The sequence below is a fragment of the Thalassospira lucentensis genome, from assembly GCF_011806425.1.
Lineage (GTDB): Bacteria > Pseudomonadota > Alphaproteobacteria > Rhodospirillales > Thalassospiraceae > Thalassospira > Thalassospira lucentensis_B.
Genome location: NZ_JAATOV010000007.1, coordinates 129278 through 150581, shown reverse-complemented (window position 1 = coordinate 150581; position 21304 = coordinate 129278). Strand labels below are relative to the sequence as shown.

The following is a 21304-nucleotide window of genomic DNA, read 5'->3' as shown; positions in this document are numbered from 1 at the left end:
TCCGTCAGGTGGGAATGTTCATGAGGTTATTAACGCAAAAAGTGTGTGACATTAGCGGCAAGTATTTATTCAAGCCAGAAAAAACAAAACCCCGCAGGCTATGACCTGCGGGGTTTTGGGATGGATAATCAGAGGATCAGCGTTCAGTGATCTTGAATTCGATGCGTCGGTTACGACGGAAGGCGATTTCATCGTCGCGGTTATCAAGGGGCTGGTATTCACCAAACCCAGCGGCAACCAAACGATTTGGCGGAACGCCGCGTTCGATCAGGAATTTAACAACCGAAATGGCGCGTGCCGCTGACAGTTCCCAGTTTGACGCAAATTTCAGGTTCCTGATTGGCACCTTGTCCGTGTGACCATCAACGCGCATCACCCAATCGATATCATCTGGGATTTCTGCGGAAATGGTTTTAAGCGTATCGGCAAGCTTGGCCAGCTGTTCCTGACCGCCTTCGCCAAGATCGGCGGAGCCTGATCCAAACAGAACTTCGGACTGGAAGACAAAGCGATCACCCACAACCCGGATGTCTTGACGATCCCCCAGCACTTCGCGCAGGCGACCAAAGAATTCTGAACGATAACGTTGAAGTTCGGCAACCTTGGTGGCAAGGGCTGCGTTCAGGCGGTTGCCAAGATTAACAATCTGGGCGTCTTTTTCTTCGTTTTCGCGTTCTGAGGTTTCAAGCGCTGCTTCGATGCGCTGAAGCTGTTGACGCAGGGCCAGCATTTGCTGGTTAAGGGCGGCAACCTGAGCCTGTGCTTCTTCGCTTAGGTCTTTCTGGTCTTCGAGTTCTGCGGCACGCGATGCCAAAAGGGCGGAAAGTTCTTCGATCCGGGCATCCTGATCGTCGATTTTCTCGTCCGTGCTTTGGCGAAGCTCGGTCAACTCGGCTTCTTTGTTTTCAAGCGTTGCCAAGGCCGCGAGCAATTTTTTCTCGATCTCGTCAGCGGAAAGCTTGGCGTCGGAAAGCTGGCTGGCGAGGGCGGCCGCACGGGCTTTGAGGTCATCACGCTGGTCGCTGGTATTGGAAAGCTCGGTCGTGAGCTGGGTCAATTCCAGTTCCATGCGTTGATTGTTGCCGCGCTCAAGCGACAGAAGGTTGGTCAGTTCGTTGACCTGAGCGGTAAGGTCGCTTAGTGCCGCGTCACGGCCAGACAGGGCCGCGCCAAGATAGACTTGGGCAATGACAAAGATCATCAACAAGAAGATGATCACCATCAGAAGCGTTGCCAGCGCATCAACAAAGCCCGGCCACGTGTTTACATCGCGATTGCGACGGCGCGAAAGACCGGCCATGCGATCAGCCCTCCTCGGCGATGGCGGCGATGGTGCGGGCGAGGAGCTTAATTTCGCTTCTGATTTCCTGTGTCGATTGCTGGCGGCCCATGGTCAGTTCTTCGCCGATACGGCCAAGCTGGCTATCAAGCGAGCGAATGTGTGCCTTGGTATTATCATCAATCCCAAAGCCACCCATTTTCATCGAATCGGCCAACTGATCAAGAACCGGTTTGAGGTGCATCTGGTTTTCGGCAAGCTTGACCATCAATTGTTGTTCGGCCTTCATCTGATCGGTCAGGGTCGAAAGCTTATCCGCCAGATCGATCAGGGTGTTATGGCTTTTGATCTGGGAGCTTTCGGATCGCTGGATCGAGTTTTGCAACCCTTCCATATTGTCCGCCATCTGTTCGATCAGGGCCGAAAGATATGCTGGAACAGATTGTTCGCCCTCGCTAATGCCGCCACCCGATCCAAGACGGGTAAAGCTTGAAAGCCATTCTTCAAGTTCGTTGAAGAAACGGTTCTGTGCCTGACCGGCCTGCATGTCCAAAAGACCAAGCGCAAGAGAGCCAGCAAGACCAAACAGCGAAGATGAAAACGCCGTGCCCATGCCACCAAGCGGTTCGGCAAGACCGTTTTTTAGCTCAGAGAACCATAGATCCATGCTGGAACCGCTACCACCGACATTAACGTCGCTGATGACATCGGCAACGGAATTGACCGTTTGCAGAAGGCCCCAAAACGTCCCAAGCAGACCCAGGAAAACCAGCAGCCCGACGATGTAGCGTGACAGTTCGCGGCTTTCATCCAGACGTGAACGAATGGAATCAAGGATCGTTCGGGTCGACATGGTCGAAAGTTGCGGACGATCGCGGCGCTGTTCGTTCATCATGCTGGCCATCGGGGCCAACAGTTTTGGCGGAACTTGCGATGTCAGGCCCGGACGGTTGCGGCGGAAATCTTCGATCCAGGTGACTTCCGGCGACAGGCTGGCGGCCATGCGGAAGGTGTAAATCACCCCGACAATAAACACGCCAATGATCAAGCCATTGAGCACCACATTGGCCATAAAGGCATCAGACAGGGCAGGGTAAAGCAGGGCGCCAACCCCGACAATGATGGCAACGAAAATCGCCATACGTGTCAGATAACTTCCGGGTTTGGTAATGGGCGGAAGCGACCCGGTACCATTGGCCGAATGAGTGCTCATAGCTTCTTAATCCTAGCGTTGAACGGTTTTGATATCGACGCGATCTGCAGGGCCAGACGGAACATTCGCGCCCAAGGCACGAACATCAATGCGTGTGGAACGCACCCCTTGGTCGATCAGATAGGAGCGAACTTGTAGTGCACGGGACAAGGACAGTCGGCGCGCTTTGGACGCATTGGCCCCGTCACCTTCGGCATAGGCCTGAAGCTGAATGCGCAGATTGTCATCGTCATTCATCGCGGCAATGACTTCATTTAGTTCGTTGCGCGCGGCGTTGGTCAGTTCAAAGCTGTCGCTGGCAAAGCCAAGGCTGTATTCGCCAGCACCAGATGAGGTGCTTGGCACAGGGGCCTTTGTTGCTGGCGGAATTGATGCTTCTTCTGCTGCGGGTTCCGGGGTCGGTTTTGGTGCCGGTTTCGGTGCAGCTTCGGCCATTTGGGTTGGCTCGGTCGTGGTATCGGGTGCCGCAGTCGGCGCAACCGGTGTGTTCGAGCTTGGCTCAAGCGGTTCAACAACAGGTGCTGACGGTGCCGGTGCTTTGGTGTCCTCAGACGGAAGCGGCGGCGCCTTTGGCGGCTCGACCATTGCTGTGTCTGTTGACGGTTCCGGCTTTGGCGCGGCGGGTGCTGTGACTGGCGCGCTTGCCGTTTCTGTTTGCGTCGGTTTCGGTGCCGGGGCCGGTGAAGAAACCGGTTCTGGCGCTGGTTCCGGTGCCGGTTTGGTCAACGGCTTTGGCGCGTTATCAGATGAATACGCGCTTTCAGTCTGCCGTGGTGCGGCTGGTTTGGTGCGTGGTGCTGTCGGTGCGGGCCGGTTCAGCGCGATGGTTTGGTTTGCACCATCATCCATCGAAGACGACATGGTCCCGCCCGGTACGCCATAAAACTGTGATTGGGTCGGGAAGCTATTGCCACCTGCACCATCAATCACAACCGTTTCAAAACCATCGCCATAGCCGCCAGTGTTGAACTGGTTATCGGCAAGGAATTCTGATCTTGGACGCGTTTCGGGGTAAATCAAATCGCCACCAGGCATGGCAATATGTTCACGCGAAACGGTGGGGGATAAATATTGTGGCACGGTTGGCTGTGCGCCATATCCGTCGGCAACATCCCAATTTACTTGTACGTCACTGTTTACAGAAACGGGGGAGTATTGCTGTGCGGATGCGCTACCGCCAAAGAACGCGCTTGTTCCCAGTGCGGTCATTAACGCCAGCACCGAAATCTTGGAATACCCCATCAAATCGCAGGCCCCTTAATACCCTGTGTTTGAAACCGTATTGGATAACGTTTTTCTATATCACACAGTTTTGTGTCGATCGTTAGGCACCCGTTTTCATGCGAATGCCACCCCTCTGGTTGACAGCACCTTATACAATTGGCGCGACAACGCACATGTACCATAGCTTAGAGCCCGGTAATGAACAACCGCTTTGACGGTAAAAGAAAAAGGGCCCCTTCGATCAAATTCGAAGGGGCCCTTTTTAAAAAACGGTAATAAAAGCTGACAGTTAGTCAGCAATTGCTTTCTTAAGCGTTTTGGCCAGAACCGGCTGGATGTAGTCGTTGGCAGCAACGACACTTCCGGTACCAAGCATGTTGGTGCCACCGTTGGCATCACGGACATAACCACCGGCTTCTGAAATCAGAATAAGGCCAGCTGCGATGTCCCATGCATTGATGTGCGATTCCCAGTAACCGTCGTAACGGCCCGCTGCGACATATGCCATATCAAGCGATGCGGCACCCATGCGGCGCACGCCTGCACAACGGTCCATGACTGTATGCAGTTGCTTTTCGAAGACAGCGTGATCGCCGTGTCCGATATGGGGCACACCGCAGGCCAGAACGCATTCGTTCAGGCGACGACGGCCTGAAACGCGCAGGCGACGGTTATCAAGAAAGGCACCAACGCCTTTTTCCGCCCAGAAGAATTCATCCTTGGCGACGTCATAAATGATGCCGGCAATGATTTCATCGCCCCGCTGAAGGGCAACGGAAATGGCAAAATGCGGAATGCCATGCAGGAAGTTGGTGGTGCCATCAAGCGGATCAATGATCCAGCGATGGTCTGGGTCGGAACCCTTAACTTCGCCGCCTTCTTCAAGCAGGAAGCCATATCCTGGGCGGGCACGTTCAAGTTCCTCGCGCAGGCGTTTTTCGGCACGAAAATCAGCCGAAGATACGAAATCTGCCGGGCCTTTCATCGAAACCTGAAGGTTCTCGACTTCACCGAAGTCGCGTTTTAGTCCATAGGCAGCCTTTTCGACGGCCTTGAACATGACGTTGATATTTGCTGAACGACGGGCGGCGCCTCGCACGGCATATCTCCCGGTGTTGGAATTAAAAGATGGGGTGTCTTAAACCAGAAGGACGGGAAACCCGTCCTTAGTCTTTGGCACGCTCAAGATAGGTGCCTTCGACAGTGTTCACGACGATGCGCGTACCCGATTCAATATGCGGGGGCACCATCACACGAACACCGTTTTCAAGAACGGCTGGTTTGAAAGAAGAAGACTGGGTCTGACCTTTGACCACGGCGTCGGCTTCAACAATTTTGAAGACAACATGCTCGGGCAGGGTCACAGCAAGGGGTTCATCTTCGAACGATTCGATGGTTACAACCATGTTGTCCTGAAGATAAACAGCCGGTTCGCCAACCAGTTCTGCATTGACTGTAATCTGTTCGAACGTTTCGCTGTCCATAAAGGTGATCATGTCACCATCGGCGAACAGATAGGTATATTCTTTCTGTTCAAGACGAACGCGCTCAACGGTTTCCGATGCACGGAAACGCTCGTTCAGCTTGGTACCACTACGAATATCTTTAAGTTCAACCTGGTTAAAAGCACCGCCTTTACCTGGTTTGACAGCCTGACATTTTACCGCACGCCACAGGGCACCTTTATGTTCGATAAGGTTACCCGGACGGATTTCGTTGCCGTTGATTTTCATGGCACCAACCGTTCTTTCAGATTACAGATTCACGATGTAACAAGGGGCACTGGCCCCATTTAAGAGGCGTTAACTACCAGCTTGGCCGGTTTGCTGCAAGCAGATTGCGCAGCGTTATCGTGCATAACACCCCATCATTCGCGCATGGCTTGGGCAATTATTTGCCCGCTTTGCGATTTTACGGTTTGGGAATGACGGGAAGGGATGGTTATGCGTCGTCTTCGGTGGCGGCGATAATTGCGGCCTTGATCGCGCGCGCCCCGGCTTCGGGCACATCGGGATGGTTCCAGACACCAGACGTCACGGCAACGAAATCAGCACCGGCCTGTACAATCGGTGCGACATTTTCGGCGGTAATCCCGCCAATGGCAACGCAGGGGACGGTGGTAAAGGTCGTCCAGATTTCGATGATTTCTGGTGTGACGCTGGTTTTGGCTTCTTTGGTTTGGGTTGGATAAAATGCTCCAAAGGCCACGTAATCAGCACCCTTTTCACCAAGTTCCATGGCGCGATGGCGGCTGTCATAGCATGACACGCCGACAATGTGTTCCTCGCCCATGATCGCGCGGGCGTCATCATAGCTGGCATCGTCTTCGCCAACATGCACGCCGTCACATCCTGATGCCTTGGCCAGATCAGGCCGGTCATTAAGGATCAGCGGGATGTCGCGGTCATTACACAGCGGCAGGATGGTTTCAATCGCCTTGCGGATTTCGTCATCGGATACGTCTTTAAGGCGCAACTGCAGACAATCGACCGCACCGGTATCAAGAACCGATTTTAGCTTCTCACCAAAGCTGGCAAGGTCAATTTTCGGTGGGGTCAGAAGGTAAAGACCGGCAAATTCGTCTGCGTTCACGATGATAATTCCTGATGATTTCCTGCCTGTTATGTAACCGCTGTGATCACGTTTGGCAATTGCTGAGCCGCCTTAACGGTTAAGGTGAAGGCGTAGCCGCCGGTCCAACTCGTGATCGGGCAGGGTGGTATCGGCCATTTCATAAAGATCAGCATCAACGGGCAGGGCCATCATGACCTTACAGCCCGACTGGCGTCCAAGATCGGTCAAACGATCAAGTGCGTCATCGGGCATGGGATCGACAATCACACCTGAAAGACTGATTTCAAAGGCCGCCAAGGCCCCGGAACGCCGCCCCCGGCAATCAAGAACGGCCTTAAAGTCCGCGTTTGGGAATTCTTCGCGGGTTTGATCGACTAGCGCGCCAAACCATCCCGCCCCAAGTGACATTGCAGCATGCATAGGCGAGAGCACGGTAAAGGGCGCAGCCCCCATCACCCGGCAGGCTGATTTGGCCCCGGCGATACCGTGAATGCGAATGATCGGATCAGACTTGGGTGATGCCATGGTGATGAATGTTGCTTGGTGGGCGTTACGTTTTTACTGATGCTTACGATGCTTTGCGCGCGATATAGACGGTATTGATGTCTTCGCGGTCCATTACCGGATGTTTGAAGGTAATGACTTCGGCGCGGATGGTATCAAAGGCAGATTTCAGATTGGCTTCAAACCAGTCTTCGGGCATTTCGGTGGACCACAGGGCAAAAATACCGCCCGGCACAAGGTGGTTTGCCAAAAGTTTCAGGCCGTCTTCGGTGTAAAGCCGCGCATGATCGGGATGCAGGACATTAGACGGCGAATGATCAACGTCTAGCAAGATGGCATCATGTTTAACATCCGGCTCAGCCGGGTTCATGCCCGGCGTATCGGCAAAGGACGCGGCAAAGAAATCGCCATGCACCAGTGCGCAGCGCGGGTCATTCGTCAGTTGCGCGCCAATCGGCAATAAACCTTCCTGATGCCATTCAATGACTTCATTAAGCGTATCAAGAACCGCAAGCTTGCCGGTTTTCGGATTATCCAGCGCAGCCTTGGCGGTATAGCCCAAACCAAGCCCGCCCACGACGACGTTGAGATCGTCACGGTCAAGTTCCGCAAGGCCCAGATCGGCCAAGGCGACTTCGGCATCGGTAAACAGGCTGGACATCAGATATTCGTCATCAAGTTTGATTTCATAAATATCGATATCAAGGCTGAGTTCACGCCGCCTGCGCAGGCTAAGAACCCCCATTGGGGTTGGCCGGTAATCAAGTTCTTTGAATAAAAGGCTCACGCGGGGCTCCTTGTGCGCTGGGGGTGCGTCTTCATATGGCAGACCGAAAGCCGATGCGTCAAACTGTGGCGCACCAACCGGCAAAAGAAAAGTGCCCGAAGCAGTAAAACTTCGGGCACTTCGCAAAATCATCGTTCAGTAAGTTGATCGGGCCGAAGGGCCGGATCGCTTGTCGATGAACGGACCTTAGAGGAACTTCGCCATGGCGACGGCGGTGTCGCTCATACGGTTGGAGAAGCCCCATTCGTTGTCGTACCAAGACAGGATACGAACGAAGTTACCGTCCATCACCTGGGTCTGGGTCGCATCGAAGGTCGAGCTGTTCGGATTGTGGTTGAAGTCAACCGATACCAGCGGTGCTTCGCAGACGCCAAGAACACCCTTAAGCGGGCCGTTCGCGGCTTCTTTGATCGCTGCATTGATTTCATCAACAGACGTATCACGACCGGCAACAAAGGTCAGGTCAACCATCGAGACGTTCGGGGTCGGAACGCGGATCGCGGTACCGTCCAATTTGCCTTTGAGTTCCGGCAGAACAAGACCAACGGCCTTTGCCGCACCGGTCGAGGTCGGGATCATCGAAAGCGATGCCGAACGGGCACGACGCAGATCTTTGTGCAGGCTGTCAACGGTGTTCTGGTCGCCGGTGAAGGCGTGAACGGTCGTCATGAAGCCCTTGGTGATGCCAACGGTTTTGTTCAGAACGTCTGCAACCGGTGCCAAGCAGTTGGTGGTGCAAGAGGCGTTTGAAACAATGACGTCGTCGGCGGTCAGGCTGTCGCTGTTGACGCCGTATACCACGGTTTTGATGTCGCCTTTTGCCGGGGCGGAAATCAGAACGCGTTTTGCGCCAGCGGTCAGATGTTTGCCAGCACCCGCTTCGTCAAGGAAGATACCGGTGCATTCAAAAGCAATATCAACGTTCAGCGCGGCCCACGGCAGGTTCGCCGGATCACGTTCAGAGCAAACTTTGATTTCTTTGCCGTCGATGACGAGGTTTTCGCCTTCGGCTTTGACGTCATTGGCCAGAACGCCATGAACGGAATCATATTTCAGAAGATGCGCGTTGGTATTGACGTCACCCAGATCATTGATGGCAACCACTTCAACGTCGGTACGGCCACTTTCAACGATAGAACGCAGAACCAGACGGCCAATACGACCAAAACCATTAATCGCTACGCGAATAGCCATTCATACCTCCAAAATTATAATGATTGCACCCGGGCGAGTATCAATCACAGCTTAGGGTTCAAACCCAAAGAAAAAGGCCGGACCGGCATATTACCGATCCGGCCCCGTAAATTAAACCAGTTCCTTGGCCGCTTTGACCATTGCGTCGGCAGTGATGCCGAAATGCTCATACAGAACCGGGGCCGGTGCAGAAGCACCGAAACCATGCATGCCGATAACCTTGCCGGTATCGCCAACATATTTTTCCCAACCAAATACCGACAGGGCCTCGATGGCGATGCGCGGTGCGCTGCCCAAGACCTCTTTGCGGTATTCCGGTGACTGGGCGTCAAACAGTTCCCAGCTCGGCAGCGAAACAACAGCAGCATTGATGCCGTCTGCTTTGAGTTTGGCCTGTGCGTCGACGGCGATTTCAACTTCTGAACCGGTCGCGATCAGGGTGACCTGACGATCACCATCGCAATCGGAAATCACGTAACCGCCGCGGGCAACAAGGTTGTCTTCGCGGTATTCGGTGCGCAGTACCGGCAGGTTCTGACGGGTCAGGGCCAAAACGGTCGGACCGCTTTCATTGGTGATCGACATTGCCCATGCTTCTGCGGTTTCAACCGCATCGGCCGGGCGGATCACGGTCACGTTCGGCATGGCGCGCAGCGACGCAACATGTTCAACCGGCTGATGGGTCGGGCCGTCTTCGCCAAGACCTATGGAATCGTGGGTCATGACGTAAACAACGCGCTGGTTCATCAGGGCGGACAAACGGATCGCCGGGCGGCAGTAATCGGTGAAGACCAAGAAGGTCCCGCCGTATGGCAAAACGCCACCATGCAGGGCCAAACCGTTCATGGCAGCAGCCATGCCGTGTTCACGGATACCGTAATAGATGTAGCCACCTTCATAACCGCCGTCGGCGTTGATCGGGGCCTGAACGCTGGTCTTGGTGTTGTTCGAACCGGTCAGGTCGGCAGAGCCGCCGATCATTTCCGGGATCGCTTTGGTCAGCACTTCGAGAACATTCTCGGACGCTTTACGGGTGGCGACCTTTGGCTTGTCTTCGGTGATCTGTTTTTTGTAGTCGTTGAACGCTTCGATCCAGTTTTCCGGAAGCTTGCCTTCGATGCGGCGCTCGAACTCGTCTTTCAACGCGGCATCAAGACCTTCGAAGCGACCACCCCAAGCATTGAAGTCGTCTGCACCGCGCGCACCAGCAGCGGTCCATGCGTCACGCACGTCATCTGGGATTTCAAACGGCTCAGACGTCCAGCCAAGTTTTTTGCGTGCACCAGCGAGTTCTTCGGCACCGAGCGGGGAGCCGTGCGTTGCCGAGGTGCCACCCTTGGTCGGGGCGCCAAAACCGATTTCGGTTTTGCAGGCGATCATCGACGGGGTGTTGGTGGTTTTTGCTTTGGCAATCGCGGCTTCGATGGCAGCCGGATCGTGACCGTCAATCGACTGAACATCCCAGCCAGCAGCTTCAAAGCGCTTGGTGTGATCTTCGGACGTCGAAAGCGAGGTCGGGCCATCAATCGAAATGCCGTTATCGTCAAACAGGACGATCAGTTTCGACAGTTTCATGTGGCCAGCCATCGAAATGGCTTCTTGGGAGATCCCTTCCATCAGGCAACCGTCGCCGGCAATCACATAGGTGTAGTGATCAACAACGCTATCGCCAAAACGGGCATTCATGATGCGCTCGCCAAGGGCGAAACCAACCGAGGTTGCAATACCCTGACCCAGTGGGCCGGTGGTGGTTTCAATGCCTTCGCCGTGGCCGTATTCAGGGTGACCCGCAGTGCGTGAGCCCATCTGACGGAAATTCTTGATCTGATCAAGATCGAAATCTTCGTATCCGGTCAGGTGCAGGAGCGAATACAGAAGCATCGAACCGTGACCTGCGGACAGGACAAAACGGTCGCGGTCCGGCCAGTTCGGGTGCTTCGGATCAAACTTCAAGAATTTGGTGTAAAGAACAGTCGCAACATCTGCCATGCCCATCGGCATGCCCGGGTGACCGGATTTAGCTTTTTCGACAGCATCGGCCGAAAGGAAGCGGATGGCGTTGGCCATGCGGTTGTGTTCTGTTTGCGTCGTCATGAGATGCGGTTCCTGAGGGTTTCGCGGTCGAGCGATGAAACACTTAAATACGGTGATTTAAACATCAACGGAATTCGCGCGGAAGATGCCCTTAATGGGGGCCATCCGTCAACCGCTTCTGTCAAAAAACGACGCGGATTACCTTAAATCAAGCTAACAGATATTCCGATAACGTCCTGATTTTTCGCTGCATGTTGACGGTTATGCGATTGAGGCACTATGTTTTCATGCGTTTAGCGTCATTGTATTGGAATGATTGAATTTCGCGCCTTTGCCATGGGTAAGGGACACGGTATTTATAAATACGATGATGAATGATCATTCGGCCATTTTCATGACATTTTCGATTGGCTTTATTGCCGATTGTGATGATTCGTCGCAAGTCAGGTGATTTGCGATCCTCGAAAAACGATTAGTACCGGGTAGGAATTTATGTCGCGGTTGCAACAAGCAAGTGATCGACTGAAGACAGCATTGGACAGTCTTGAAAACGCAGTGGAGTCGGCGGTTGTTAAGGATGCCGATAAGCAGTCTTCTGACGTGCAGGAAGTCGAAGCATTGCGCAGTCAACTCTCAGCGCTGCGCGCAGATTACGACAAGCTTACCCAAACCACAGAAACCGTTTCGGCACGGCTTGATGGTGCAGTGGATCAGCTAAAACTCGTTCTTGCAGAAGACCCCGTCAAGGAGCAGGCATAACCCATGGCACAGGTTTCCATTCGCATTAATGGCCGCAGTTACGACATCGCATGTGACGACGGGCAGGAAGAACGCATTCAGGCGCTGTCAAATTACGTCGATGAACGGGTGAAAGAAATTTCGGGTGCGGTCGGCCAAATCGGCGAACAGCGTTTGCTGGTCATGACCAGCTTGTTGATTGCTGACGAGTTGGGCAATGCCCATGAACAACTTGAAACGTGTAGGCAAGAACAGGTCGCGGTCGCCGAACCAGGCAGCCTGTCAGCAGCGGAAAGTGATGCGCTTGCCGAAAACATGGAAAACATGGCCGCGCGTATCGAAGGGATCGCCGCGAAACTTAATCAGCATTAAATGCTTGTTTCGCGCGGTCTTGCGCCTTTTATGCGCATCATTGGTATCCCAACCGTTTCCGAACGAAGCCAATTTACCAAGTGCTACGTTTTCTAGGCACTTGAAATTGCCCCAATCGAAGACTAGGTTCTGATCGCTGACCCGTTTGCGATGCGCCGTTCGCGGTGATCAAGAACGACAGCATTAAGGGAGCTGCGCTGTGCGTCAGGTTCGCTAATTCCCGGGGCCGATGCTCATTTCTCTAGGGAGCTGTCCCTGTCGAGGCCGTGGTCTCGTTATACGGCGCCCACCTGCACACGCAGGTCACGAGGAATTACCATATGACCAACGGCAGTGTGGCTCCCGCTTTATTTATTGTTTATATCAGAACACATCCCGTCTCCTTTACGTAATGCATGTGCGGTGCGTCCCGGGTTTGGGGCGGCCCACTAAAAGCATGTCCTGATTTTGGGCGTGTGAAGAAACACAGGAAAGAATATGCGTTTACTCCATCTCGGCGATGTTTTGGGCCAAACCGGTCGCACGGCAGCCCTTGAAGCATTGCCGATGCTGCGCGACCGTTTGTCTGTCGATGTCGCGGTGGTGAATGTCGAAAACTCAGCCCATGGCTTTGGCGTTACGGCCAAAATCTGCAAGGAATTCTATGATGCCGGTGCGGATGTTTTAACCACCGGCAATCACGTTTGGGATCAGCGCGAAATCATTGCCTATATCGACGAGGATGAAAAACTTCTGCGTCCGTGGAATTTCCCTGATGGCACGCCGGGCAAGGGCGATTACGTTTTCAAAACCAAGGCAGGCAAAAAAGTCTGCGTCATCAACATGATGGGGCGCCTGTTTATGGACCCGCTTTCTTGTCCGTTCCAAGGGGCGAACAAGCTGTTTTCCAAGCATAAGCTTGGCAAGAATGTTGACGCGATCATCATCGATTTCCATGCGGAAACCACGTCAGAGAAAATGGCATTTGGCCATCACTGTGACGGTCGGGCATCGCTTGTTCTTGGAACGCATACGCATGTTCCCACGGCCGATGCGCAAATCCTGCCAAATGGCACGGGCTATCAAACCGATGTTGGTATGTGCGGTGACTTTGATTCGGTCATCGGCATGAAAAAAGAAAACTCGGTCCGCAAATTCCTGACCAAGATGCCATCTGGCCGGTTCGAACCAGCAGACGGGCCTGCCACCGTGTGCGGTGTGTTTATTGAAACCGATGATAAAACCGGTTTGGCCAAACGAATTGAATCGGTTCGCATCGGTGGGCGGCTTAAGGGCAGCTGGCCAAGCGCCTAAAGCCTAGAGTCTATCAGGGCATAATGCCGAATACGTTTCATGACAAAGGCCCGCCAATTTGGCGGGCCTTTGGTGTTTACGTAGGCATTGCAGAAGCTATCAAGTGGCGCGGTCGTGAGCCTTTTGACGCAGGTCTTCGAGGATATGGGCAATGCGGTTGCGCATTTCAGTCACTTTTTCCGAGGTTGCCTGCGATGTTGTCAGAACCTCGCCCGATAGTTGCCCGGTACGGCCGGTTTCGTTGGCAACTTCGGTGATTGATGCCGATACCGCCCGGGTTCGATCCGCAGCACCGCGCACATTGCGGGTGATCTCATCGGTTGCAGAGCCTTGTTGTTGGACCGCAGCAGAAATGGTGGTGGCGATTTCATTGAGACTATCAATGATGGTGCCAATTTCACCGATTGCAGTGACGGATTCACCTGTGGCCTTTTGAATACCCGCAATCTGATCCGAGATTTCCTCGGTTGCTTTTTCAGTCTGATTGGCAAGGTTTTTGACCTCGGTCGCGACAACCGCAAACCCCTTGCCAGCATCACCCGCTCGGGCGGCCTCAATCGTCGCGTTCAGCGCCAAAAGGTTGGTCTGTTCAGCAATGTTGGTGATCAGGGCAATGACTTCGCCAATACGTGCGGCGGACTCTGACAGGCTGACCACCAGTTCATTGGTGTGTTTTGCCCGTTGGGATGCTTCGTTGGAAATGCGCGTCGTCTCAGACATCTGACGATTGATTTCCGCATTGGAGGCGGAAAGTTGTTCAGTCGCGGTGGCGACGGTTTCCACATTTCCGGTGGCTTCCTGGGCGGAGGTTGCGACATCTTCGCTTTGGTTGGAAACCAGTTCGGCACTTTGGGTCATTTGCCCCGAAACACCTTGCAACTGATCGGAAAGGGCGGCGATTTCATTTACCGCCGTTTCAACTTCGTTCTGAACGGTATCGGCCAAGCCAAGAAGTTCGTCACGAAGGGCTTCGTTGCGTTCACGGTTCAGGCGCTCTTCCTCGGCCTGCATGTCGCGGACCTTAACCGCGTTTTCCTTAAACACATCAACCGCACGGCCCATGGCGGAAATCTCGTCATGACCTTTTGACGGTACATCGACGTCAAGATTACCACCGGCCAGCGACACCATGCTGCCTTGTAGGCCGGCCAAACGCCGCAAAAGACTGCCGCGGACATAGATGAAATATATCAAAAGCGGCAGCAACACAGCCGCCGCCCCAACAGCATACATCACGACCGAGCTTTTCTCGGTCAAGGTACTGGCGGCCTCTGTCGATGTATCGACATTGTTTTGCAGAGATTCGACAATTTCTGCGACAACTGTCTCCATCCCAGCAGCGTATTCGGCCGTTTCTTCAACGATTTTAAGTTGTTTAGAGGCCAGTTTTAGTTCTTTTGACCGAAGGGATGGAATGCTGCGGCGTCCGGTTGCCAGCTTCTTGATCTTACCCATCAGCCCTTTGTAAAACTTCAGGATCTCGGGATCTGTGATCTCTTTGATGGTGTTGGTGACAGAGCCAACAGCACCGCGGACCTGAAGCCCCATGACGCGCATGCGCATGCGGTCATTCGACGATGCTGCAGACAGGACCGTATTGATAATCTCCGCACCGCTTTTGGAAAGTTCTTGTAAGGGCGCTTGGGTGGTAATCAAGTCATTGAGCCGCAACAGAAGTGCTTTTAATTCAGCAGCTTGTTCGGCAGTTGGCGGGACATTGGTGTCGCGAAGGTTTTCAACTTGGGTGGTAAGTTCTTTGATCTCGGCCTGATTGCTTGAAAGAAGCGGTTGGAGCTTTGAATTGAAGCTTGCCGAGAGTTCCTGAAAATCGGTCAACGAGCTTGAAAGCTGATCGGCGACTTCAAACCGTTCGGTGGTGGTTTCATGAAGCTCGTTTAAGCCGTCGGCCAGGGCTTTGCTGTCACTAGCCACACGCGACACGGTTTCTTCTGAAAGACCGGAATCTGAGAGGAGCGCGATGTCTTTGTTTATTCGCTCAATCAGGGTTTGAAGTTCGGCATTGATCGCGAGTTCTTCCTTGGGGGAGGACGCGGCGACAATACGCGGTGCGGCAGCGACGATTTTCGAACTGGTTGCCGCCAGTTCTTGGGCTGCGAACATTGTTGGCAATTGTTCGTAGGCAATTGTTTTAAGCTGGTTACCAAATTTGTTGAAAGCGAAGACCGATATTGCAGCTGCGATGATCGCAATTAACCCAACCAGAAAGAAGGCACCTGCCAACTTTTCGCGAACCCCAAACCCCGATTTTTTCGCCTTTTTCGGCGATGACGGCTTAACGCCGCGCTGTATCTTTAGACCCATCGTATAAGGTGCTCCCAAGGTCATATACCTATATGACGAAAGATCGGCACATAGACAAAATTCCGGTTCCTAAACTGATGCGAAAGAATTTTAGAATGTGGTGATGTTCCCCGTTACATTCAATAATATGAGAACGTTAGTAAAGATGTGTGTCAACCTAAGAGTGTTTTGACACTATTGTACATTTTCCATCTGGTGGTAAGTGATAAAATAAAGGCCGGATGAAATGACGGGGACGATCCGCTTGAAATCAAGCAGCATTTAGCCTCAGCTAGCTTGGTCTGGGGGGCAAATCTTTGGGAGTGCACCGACACCAGAAGGTTGTGAAAAGGGTGCACATGGGCGGCGATTTTTGAGGGCGATTTGATCGTAGGTTGCGAAGATAAAACGCAGACAAAGCACCGTTTTACGCTGCATTGCGGTATGCACGGCTTGCGTTGTGCTGTTACGCCGCAACGATGATTACCGCATTACCGGCGGTTAATTTTAAGTTCAATGGTGGGGAAGGGGCGATGGGCTTTGGAGCGCCGGGCAGAACATCATTGAACGTGTTTTGATCAGTTCAGAGATTTCTGCGGGCTTGGTGCACGATCTGACGACATTTTGTTTAAACCGGCTTGCGCGGTTGAATGTCTGAGTGCGGATCGGCGATGGGGTTTGAGGTTGGTGTCCTAGGCCTACCTGATGGGCAGGCCTAGGAGCAAGGTCTTGTTTAGGCCGCGCGGTTATGCGCCTGCTGACGCAGGTCTTCGAGAATGTTGGCAATGCGATTGCGCATTTCAGCAACTTTCTCAGCGGCGGCTTTTGACGTTGTCAGAACTTCGCCAGACAACTGGCCGGTTCGGCCGGTTTCATTTGCAACGTCGGTGATCGATGCGGAAACCGAACGGGTTCGGTCGGCAGCACCACGGACGTTACGCGTGATTTCATCGGTCGCCGCACCTTGTTCTTCGACAGCAGCCGAAATGGTGGTGGCGATTTCATTGAGGCTATCAATGATCGTTCCGATGTCACCGATGGCCGTGACAGATTCACCGGTTGCTTTCTGGATACCTGAAATCTGACCGGCAATCTCTTCAGTTGCTTTTTCGGTCTGATTGGCAAGGTTTTTGACCTCGGCGGCGACGACGGCAAAGCCTTTGCCTGCGTCACCCGCACGGGCGGCCTCAATCGTTGCGTTCAGGGCCAGAAGGTTGGTCTGCTCAGCAATGTCCGTGATCAGGGCGATCACTTCGCCAATGCGACCGGCAGACTGCGACAGGCTGACGACCAGTTGGTTGGTGTGCTGAGCACGCTGGGACGCCTCGTTGGAAATGCGGGTTGTCTCAGCCATCTGACGGTTGATTTCTGCGTTCGATGCCGAAAGTTGCTCGGTCGCGGCGGCGACGGTTTCAACGTTGCCGGTTGCTTCCTGTGCAGAGGTTGCGACATCTTCGCTTTGGTTGGAAACCAGTTCGGCACTTTGGGTCATTTGACCCGAAACGCCCTGCAACTGATCGGAAAGTGCGGCGATTTCATTTACCGCAGTTTCGACTTCGTTCTGAACGGTGTCAGCCAAGCTCAGAAGCTCGTCACGAAGGGCTTCGTTGCGTTCACGGTTAAGGCGTTCTTCCTCGGCCTGCATGTCGCGGACCTTAATGGCGTTTTCCTTAAACACGTCAACGGCACGGCCCATGGCGGAAATCTCGTCGCGTCCTTTGGAAGGAACATCGACATCAAGATTACCATCGGCCAAGGACACCATGGTGCCCTGCAAGCCAGCCAAACGGCGCAGAAGGTTGCCACGGACATAGATAACGAAAATCAGCAACGGCAGAACGATGGCAGCGGCCCCCACCGCATACATCACATAGGTGCTTTGGGTGTTGAGCGTATTTGCATTACCCGCCGCACGGTCAACGCCGGTCTGAAGGGCTTCGACCATCGCATTAACGCCGTTTTCCATTGCCGACGCGTATTCAGCGCTGTTTGCAACGGCTTCGGCCTGTTCTTTGGACAGCTGAAGTTCGCGCATACGCAGATCCGGAATGCTGCCATCCCCAATGGTCATGCCACGAATATCTTTGATCAGGCCAATATAGAATTTCTGAAGCTTCTTATTGGCAAGCTGGTTGACCGTTTTTTCCGCTGAATCAATCGTGCCGCGGATTTGAACGCTGGTGATTTTCAAGCGCGTCGCGTCATTTGATGACGCGGTGCTCAGAATGGTGTTGGTGATTTCACCACCAAGGCGCGACAGTTCAAGAACCGGCGCACGGTCGCTGAGCGTTGAATCAAGCGTAAACAGCAAGTCTTTGCTTTTGGCCAATTCAGCCGGTGAAAGATAGCTGCCGTTTTTACGCAGTTCGTCGACCTGTGCCGAGATGCCCGAAATCTGATTTTGCGACATTGATGTCAAAGGCTTGATCATAGATGCAAAACGACCGCTCAGCTGCTGAAACTCATCAAGTTCCTTAGCAAGTTCTTCTGCTACAGAGAACCGTTCCAGGGTCTTGTTATGAAGCGCTTCCAAGCTATCAGCAAGGTTCTTGCCGCTTTTCTTGATGTGCGACAGGGATTCTGGTGACAGCCCGGAGCTCTCAAGCTTTTCGAGCTTTTCTTTCAAGCTATCGAGAAGCATGTCGAGTTCGATTTTGACAACCTGTTCTTCGGAAAGCGTGTTGGCCGCCACAATCCGTGGTGCAGATGCGACGATCTTTACGCTTTCGGTTGCCAACTGTTGCGCCGTGAACATCGGCGGCAATTGTTCATAGGCGATGTTATCAAGTTCATCGCCGAATTTATTAAATGAAAATACGGAAACGGCCGCTGCCAAAACAGCAATCAAGCCAACCAGGAAAAAAGCGCCTGCCAGTTTTTCGCGCACGCCCAGTCCCGATTTACCCGCCGTTTTTGGCGCAGACGGCTTCGTGCCGCGTTTTATACTAAGTCCCATTATCAGGTATCCCCAAAGACGAATAAGCCGGGTGCCGACACAAGATTGCGTCAGCACGCGTTGTAAAGGCCTCTCAGATGAAGCTTCCCGGAAATGCCGCTTTCGGAGTGCATCTTTCCTGCCAGATAGTGGGGCGGCAGTTCAGATGAAGAAAGGTGGCTTATATATTGTTATTAGGCTCTTCTATAGCATAGTGCTCTTAAGAGGGGCACGAAATTTCATACGTAACCGTGCGTATAGTCTATTGGTTTAATTGATATTTTTCAGTAAGCGCTATGGTTATTTTTATGTGGTTCGCCCACGAAAAAGGCCCGCCAAAATGGCGGGCCTTCATCAGGATCAAAGGGTATCGGTCGTTTAGGAAGCCGCGCGATCATGCGCCTGTTGGCGCAGATCATCGAGGATCGTGTTAATCCGCGACCGCAGGTTTTCGACCTTTTGGGACGTGTCTTGTGCGGTCGACAGAACCTGGCTTGAAAGTTCGCCGGTTTTGCCGGTTTCACTTGCAACTTCGTTAATGGATGACGAAACCGAACGGGTTCGATCAGCCGCACCACGGACGTTGCGCGTGATTTCATCGGTTGCCGCACCTTGTTCTTCGACAGCTGCCGAAATGGTGGTGGCAATTTCGTTTAAGTTTTCAATGATCCGACCGATGTCACCGATGGCCGAGACGGATTCACCGGTTGCTTTCTGAATGCCGGAAATCTGACCCGAAATTTCTTCGGTGGCTTTTTCTGTTTGGTTAGCCAGGTTTTTGACCTCGGCGGCGACAACGGCAAAGCCTTTGCCAGCATCACCGGCACGGGCGGCTTCAATCGTTGCGTTAAGCGCAAGAAGGTTGGTCTGTTCCGCAATGTCGGTAATCAAGGCGATGACTTCGCCAATGCGGTCTGCCGACTGTGACAGGCTCAGAACAAGTTCGTTGGTCTGCTGTGCACGGGTCGCTGCTTCGCCAGACATCCGGGTTGATTCCGCCATCTGTCGGTTGATTTCCGCATTCGATGCCGAAAGCTGCTCGGTCGCGGCGGCAACGGTTTCAACATTGCCGGTGGCTTCTTGGGCCGAGTTCGCAACTTCTTCGGTTTGACCCGAAACCAGTTCCGCACTTGACGTCATTTGCCCCGAAACGCCCTGCAACTGATCGCCAAGGGCAGCGATTTCATTCACGGCACTTTCGACTTCGTTTTGAAGCGTATCGGCAAGACCAAGAAGCTCATCGCGCAGGGCTTCATTGCGTTCGCGGTTCAGGCGGCCTTCTTCGGCCTGCATGTCGCGGACCTTGACCGCGTTTTCTTTAAACACGTCAACTGCCCGACCCATGGCACTGATTTCGTCATTGCCTTTGGACGGGACAGCAACATCAAGGTTGCCGTCAGCCAGCTGAACCATGGTTTTCTGCAATCCGCCAAGACGGCGCAGAACGTTGCCACGGACATAGAGAACATAGATCGCAAGCGAGATCAGAACCGCTGCAATTGCAACCACAATCAGGGCAAGAAGACCCTGTTGTTTGACAACATTTGCCTGTTCTGCCGCCGCATCGACCTCGGCATTAAGGGCAGAGACAAGTTCATTGACGCTGTTGCGCATTGATGCTGCGTATTCCGCACTTTGGATCACAAGACCCTGGCTGGCTTCGGCAGCGGCAAGTTCCCGTTTGCGAAGTTCTGGAATGCTGCCATCACCGACCGAGAGATTCTGCATTTTGTCGATCAGATCGACATAGAATGCTCTGAGGCGTTCGTTATCGATGGATTCAAGTTTGCTGAGCGCGTCGGCATAAACGCCGCGAATACGCACCGGAATAATCGACAGGCGTACGGCCTGCGTTTCCGTCGTGCTGGAAATAATCATGTTTGAGGCGGACGAACCAAGACGCTCGATCTCGAGAATCGGAGTGCGGGTTTCGATGGAGGCCGCAAACTTCTGGAACATATCAAGGATCTGGTCCTTGCTTTCGCTATATTTCAGCGTCGGGTCATCTTTAAAGGACGCAGCATATTGCGCGCCTTGAGACATGTCGTTCTGAGTATAGGAAAGAACTGGCTTAAGGGTATCGCCATACCGCTTCGCCAGATTTTGGAATTCTGTCAGCTTCTCGGCTTTTTCCTTGGCAATGGCAAAGCGTTCCTGGGTCACCGTATGGAGCTGATCCAGATTGTCTTTAAGCAGGCTGCGGCTGTTATTGATGCTGGCGATGACTTCGGGCATGAAGCCGGTCTGTTCGATCGCGTTGATCTCGCTCACCAGTGCCGAAAGGCGCCCTGCAAGTTCTTCATTGATGGCAAGCTCTTCTTCGGTGTTCGCCGCCGCAACGATACGCGGTGCGATGGCAACGATTTCTGCGCTTCCGGTTGCCAGGCGCTGTGCGGCGGCAATGGGTGGCAGTTTTTCTTCTGTGATGGTCGTCAGCGCATCGCCGAACTTGTTAAAGGATATGGTGCCGACGATAACCGACACGACAGCCATTAAGCCAACCACAGCAAATGAAATTAAGAGCTTTGTTTGGACCCCGAATTTAGTTCCCATTCTTTTTAACCTTTGTTTCCTGACTTTCCCTTGCGGCTTCTTCGTCCGTCAAGGTTCTTGTTCCTACCCGCATGAGCGAACCCATTGGTTTTTCGGGCAGTCGTTGTAATCCCTAAGAGTTATTTTTGTTCGTTGTCGGCAAGGGACATAATTTTATCGAAAAGATCATCCCCACCTATGCATTTAACCCTTAGTAGCAGGCAAAACTCAATCGAAATCTACTTAAGGTGGGTGTGTTTAGGTCCCAGCATGATGATAAACGCGGGTTGCGAACCGTCGTTTGACGAAGCATGGCTGGACCTT

Annotated in this window: 16 protein-coding genes and 1 other RNA gene; 4 read left to right on the top strand and 13 right to left on the bottom strand. The window is 53.2% G+C overall.

Annotated elements, in window-relative coordinates; translation table 11 throughout:
- Positions 1–136 precede the first annotated feature (136 nt).
- The 10 genes from HCZ99_RS18795 to tkt all read right to left on the bottom strand — a co-directional run bounded on the left by HCZ99_RS18795 (position 137) and on the right by tkt (position 10869).
- Positions 137–1300 carry a peptidoglycan -binding protein gene (locus HCZ99_RS18795; RefSeq protein WP_167448558.1) on the bottom strand — a complete coding sequence of 388 codons (1164 nt, stop codon included), beginning with the start codon at positions 1298–1300 and terminating at the stop codon, positions 137–139.
- A 4-nt stretch (positions 1301–1304) separates the two neighbouring features.
- Positions 1305–2492 (bottom strand): flagellar motor protein MotA, encoded by a 1188-nt coding sequence (locus HCZ99_RS18790; protein ID WP_167448557.1) that lies wholly within the window; start codon positions 2490–2492, stop codon positions 1305–1307.
- 12 nt (positions 2493–2504) lie between these two features.
- Positions 2505–3734: an OmpA family protein gene (locus HCZ99_RS20855; RefSeq protein WP_303047865.1), complete on the bottom strand. Its 1230-nt coding sequence runs from the start codon at positions 3732–3734 to the stop codon at positions 2505–2507.
- A 271-nt stretch (positions 3735–4005) separates the two neighbouring features.
- The gene (locus HCZ99_RS18780) at positions 4006–4815 is read right to left on the bottom strand and encodes an inositol monophosphatase (protein ID WP_368484286.1); all 810 of its coding nucleotides are present in this window, start codon (positions 4813–4815) and stop codon (positions 4006–4008) included.
- A gap of 67 nt (positions 4816–4882) precedes the next feature.
- Entirely contained in the window at positions 4883–5449 is a 567-nt protein-coding gene (gene efp, locus HCZ99_RS18775; protein ID WP_167448555.1) for an elongation factor P, read from the bottom strand.
- A 208-nt stretch (positions 5450–5657) separates the two neighbouring features.
- Positions 5658–6308, bottom strand: coding sequence for a thiamine phosphate synthase (thiE, locus tag HCZ99_RS18770; RefSeq protein WP_167448554.1), 651 nt, complete (start codon positions 6306–6308; stop codon positions 5658–5660).
- Positions 6309–6380: 72 nt separating this feature from the next.
- Entirely contained in the window at positions 6381–6815 is a 435-nt protein-coding gene (locus HCZ99_RS18765; protein ID WP_167448553.1) for a hypothetical protein, read from the bottom strand.
- A 43-nt stretch (positions 6816–6858) separates the two neighbouring features.
- Positions 6859–7581 carry a spermidine synthase gene (locus tag HCZ99_RS18760; RefSeq protein WP_167448552.1) on the bottom strand — a complete coding sequence of 241 codons (723 nt, stop codon included), beginning with the start codon at positions 7579–7581 and terminating at the stop codon, positions 6859–6861.
- A gap of 186 nt (positions 7582–7767) precedes the next feature.
- Positions 7768–8775 carry a type I glyceraldehyde-3-phosphate dehydrogenase gene (gene gap / locus HCZ99_RS18755; RefSeq protein WP_167448551.1) on the bottom strand — a complete coding sequence of 336 codons (1008 nt, stop codon included), beginning with the start codon at positions 8773–8775 and terminating at the stop codon, positions 7768–7770.
- Positions 8776–8886: 111 nt separating this feature from the next.
- Positions 8887–10869 (bottom strand): transketolase, encoded by a 1983-nt coding sequence (gene tkt, locus HCZ99_RS18750; protein ID WP_167448550.1) that lies wholly within the window; start codon positions 10867–10869, stop codon positions 8887–8889.
- 432 nt (positions 10870–11301) lie between these two features.
- Between tkt and HCZ99_RS18745 the strand changes: the two genes are divergently transcribed.
- From HCZ99_RS18745 to HCZ99_RS18730, 4 genes are all read left to right on the top strand, one after another.
- On the top strand, positions 11302–11568 hold the full coding sequence (locus tag HCZ99_RS18745) for a DUF4164 family protein (protein WP_167448549.1): 267 nt from the start codon (positions 11302–11304) through the stop codon (positions 11566–11568).
- 3 nt (positions 11569–11571) lie between these two features.
- The gene (locus tag HCZ99_RS18740; protein ID WP_167448548.1) at positions 11572–11919 is read left to right on the top strand and encodes a cell division protein ZapA; all 348 of its coding nucleotides are present in this window, start codon (positions 11572–11574) and stop codon (positions 11917–11919) included.
- Between the two features lie 186 nt (positions 11920–12105).
- Positions 12106–12265, top strand: a non-coding RNA gene (gene ssrS / locus HCZ99_RS18735) — 6S RNA.
- A gap of 131 nt (positions 12266–12396) precedes the next feature.
- Complete coding sequence (locus HCZ99_RS18730) at positions 12397–13212, top strand: TIGR00282 family metallophosphoesterase (RefSeq protein WP_167448547.1); 816 nt, start codon at positions 12397–12399, stop codon at positions 13210–13212.
- Positions 13213–13311: 99 nt separating this feature from the next.
- On the opposite strand, the gene HCZ99_RS18725 is transcribed toward HCZ99_RS18730, so the two are convergent.
- From HCZ99_RS18725 to HCZ99_RS18715, 3 genes are all read right to left on the bottom strand, one after another.
- Positions 13312–15534 carry a methyl-accepting chemotaxis protein gene (locus HCZ99_RS18725; RefSeq protein ID WP_167448546.1) on the bottom strand — a complete coding sequence of 741 codons (2223 nt, stop codon included), beginning with the start codon at positions 15532–15534 and terminating at the stop codon, positions 13312–13314.
- A gap of 712 nt (positions 15535–16246) precedes the next feature.
- The gene (locus HCZ99_RS18720) at positions 16247–18469 is read right to left on the bottom strand and encodes a methyl-accepting chemotaxis protein (protein WP_167448545.1); all 2223 of its coding nucleotides are present in this window, start codon (positions 18467–18469) and stop codon (positions 16247–16249) included.
- Positions 18470–18826: 357 nt separating this feature from the next.
- Entirely contained in the window at positions 18827–21001 is a 2175-nt protein-coding gene (locus HCZ99_RS18715) for a HAMP domain-containing methyl-accepting chemotaxis protein (RefSeq protein ID WP_167448544.1), read from the bottom strand.
- Between the last annotated feature and the right edge of the window lie 303 nt (positions 21002–21304).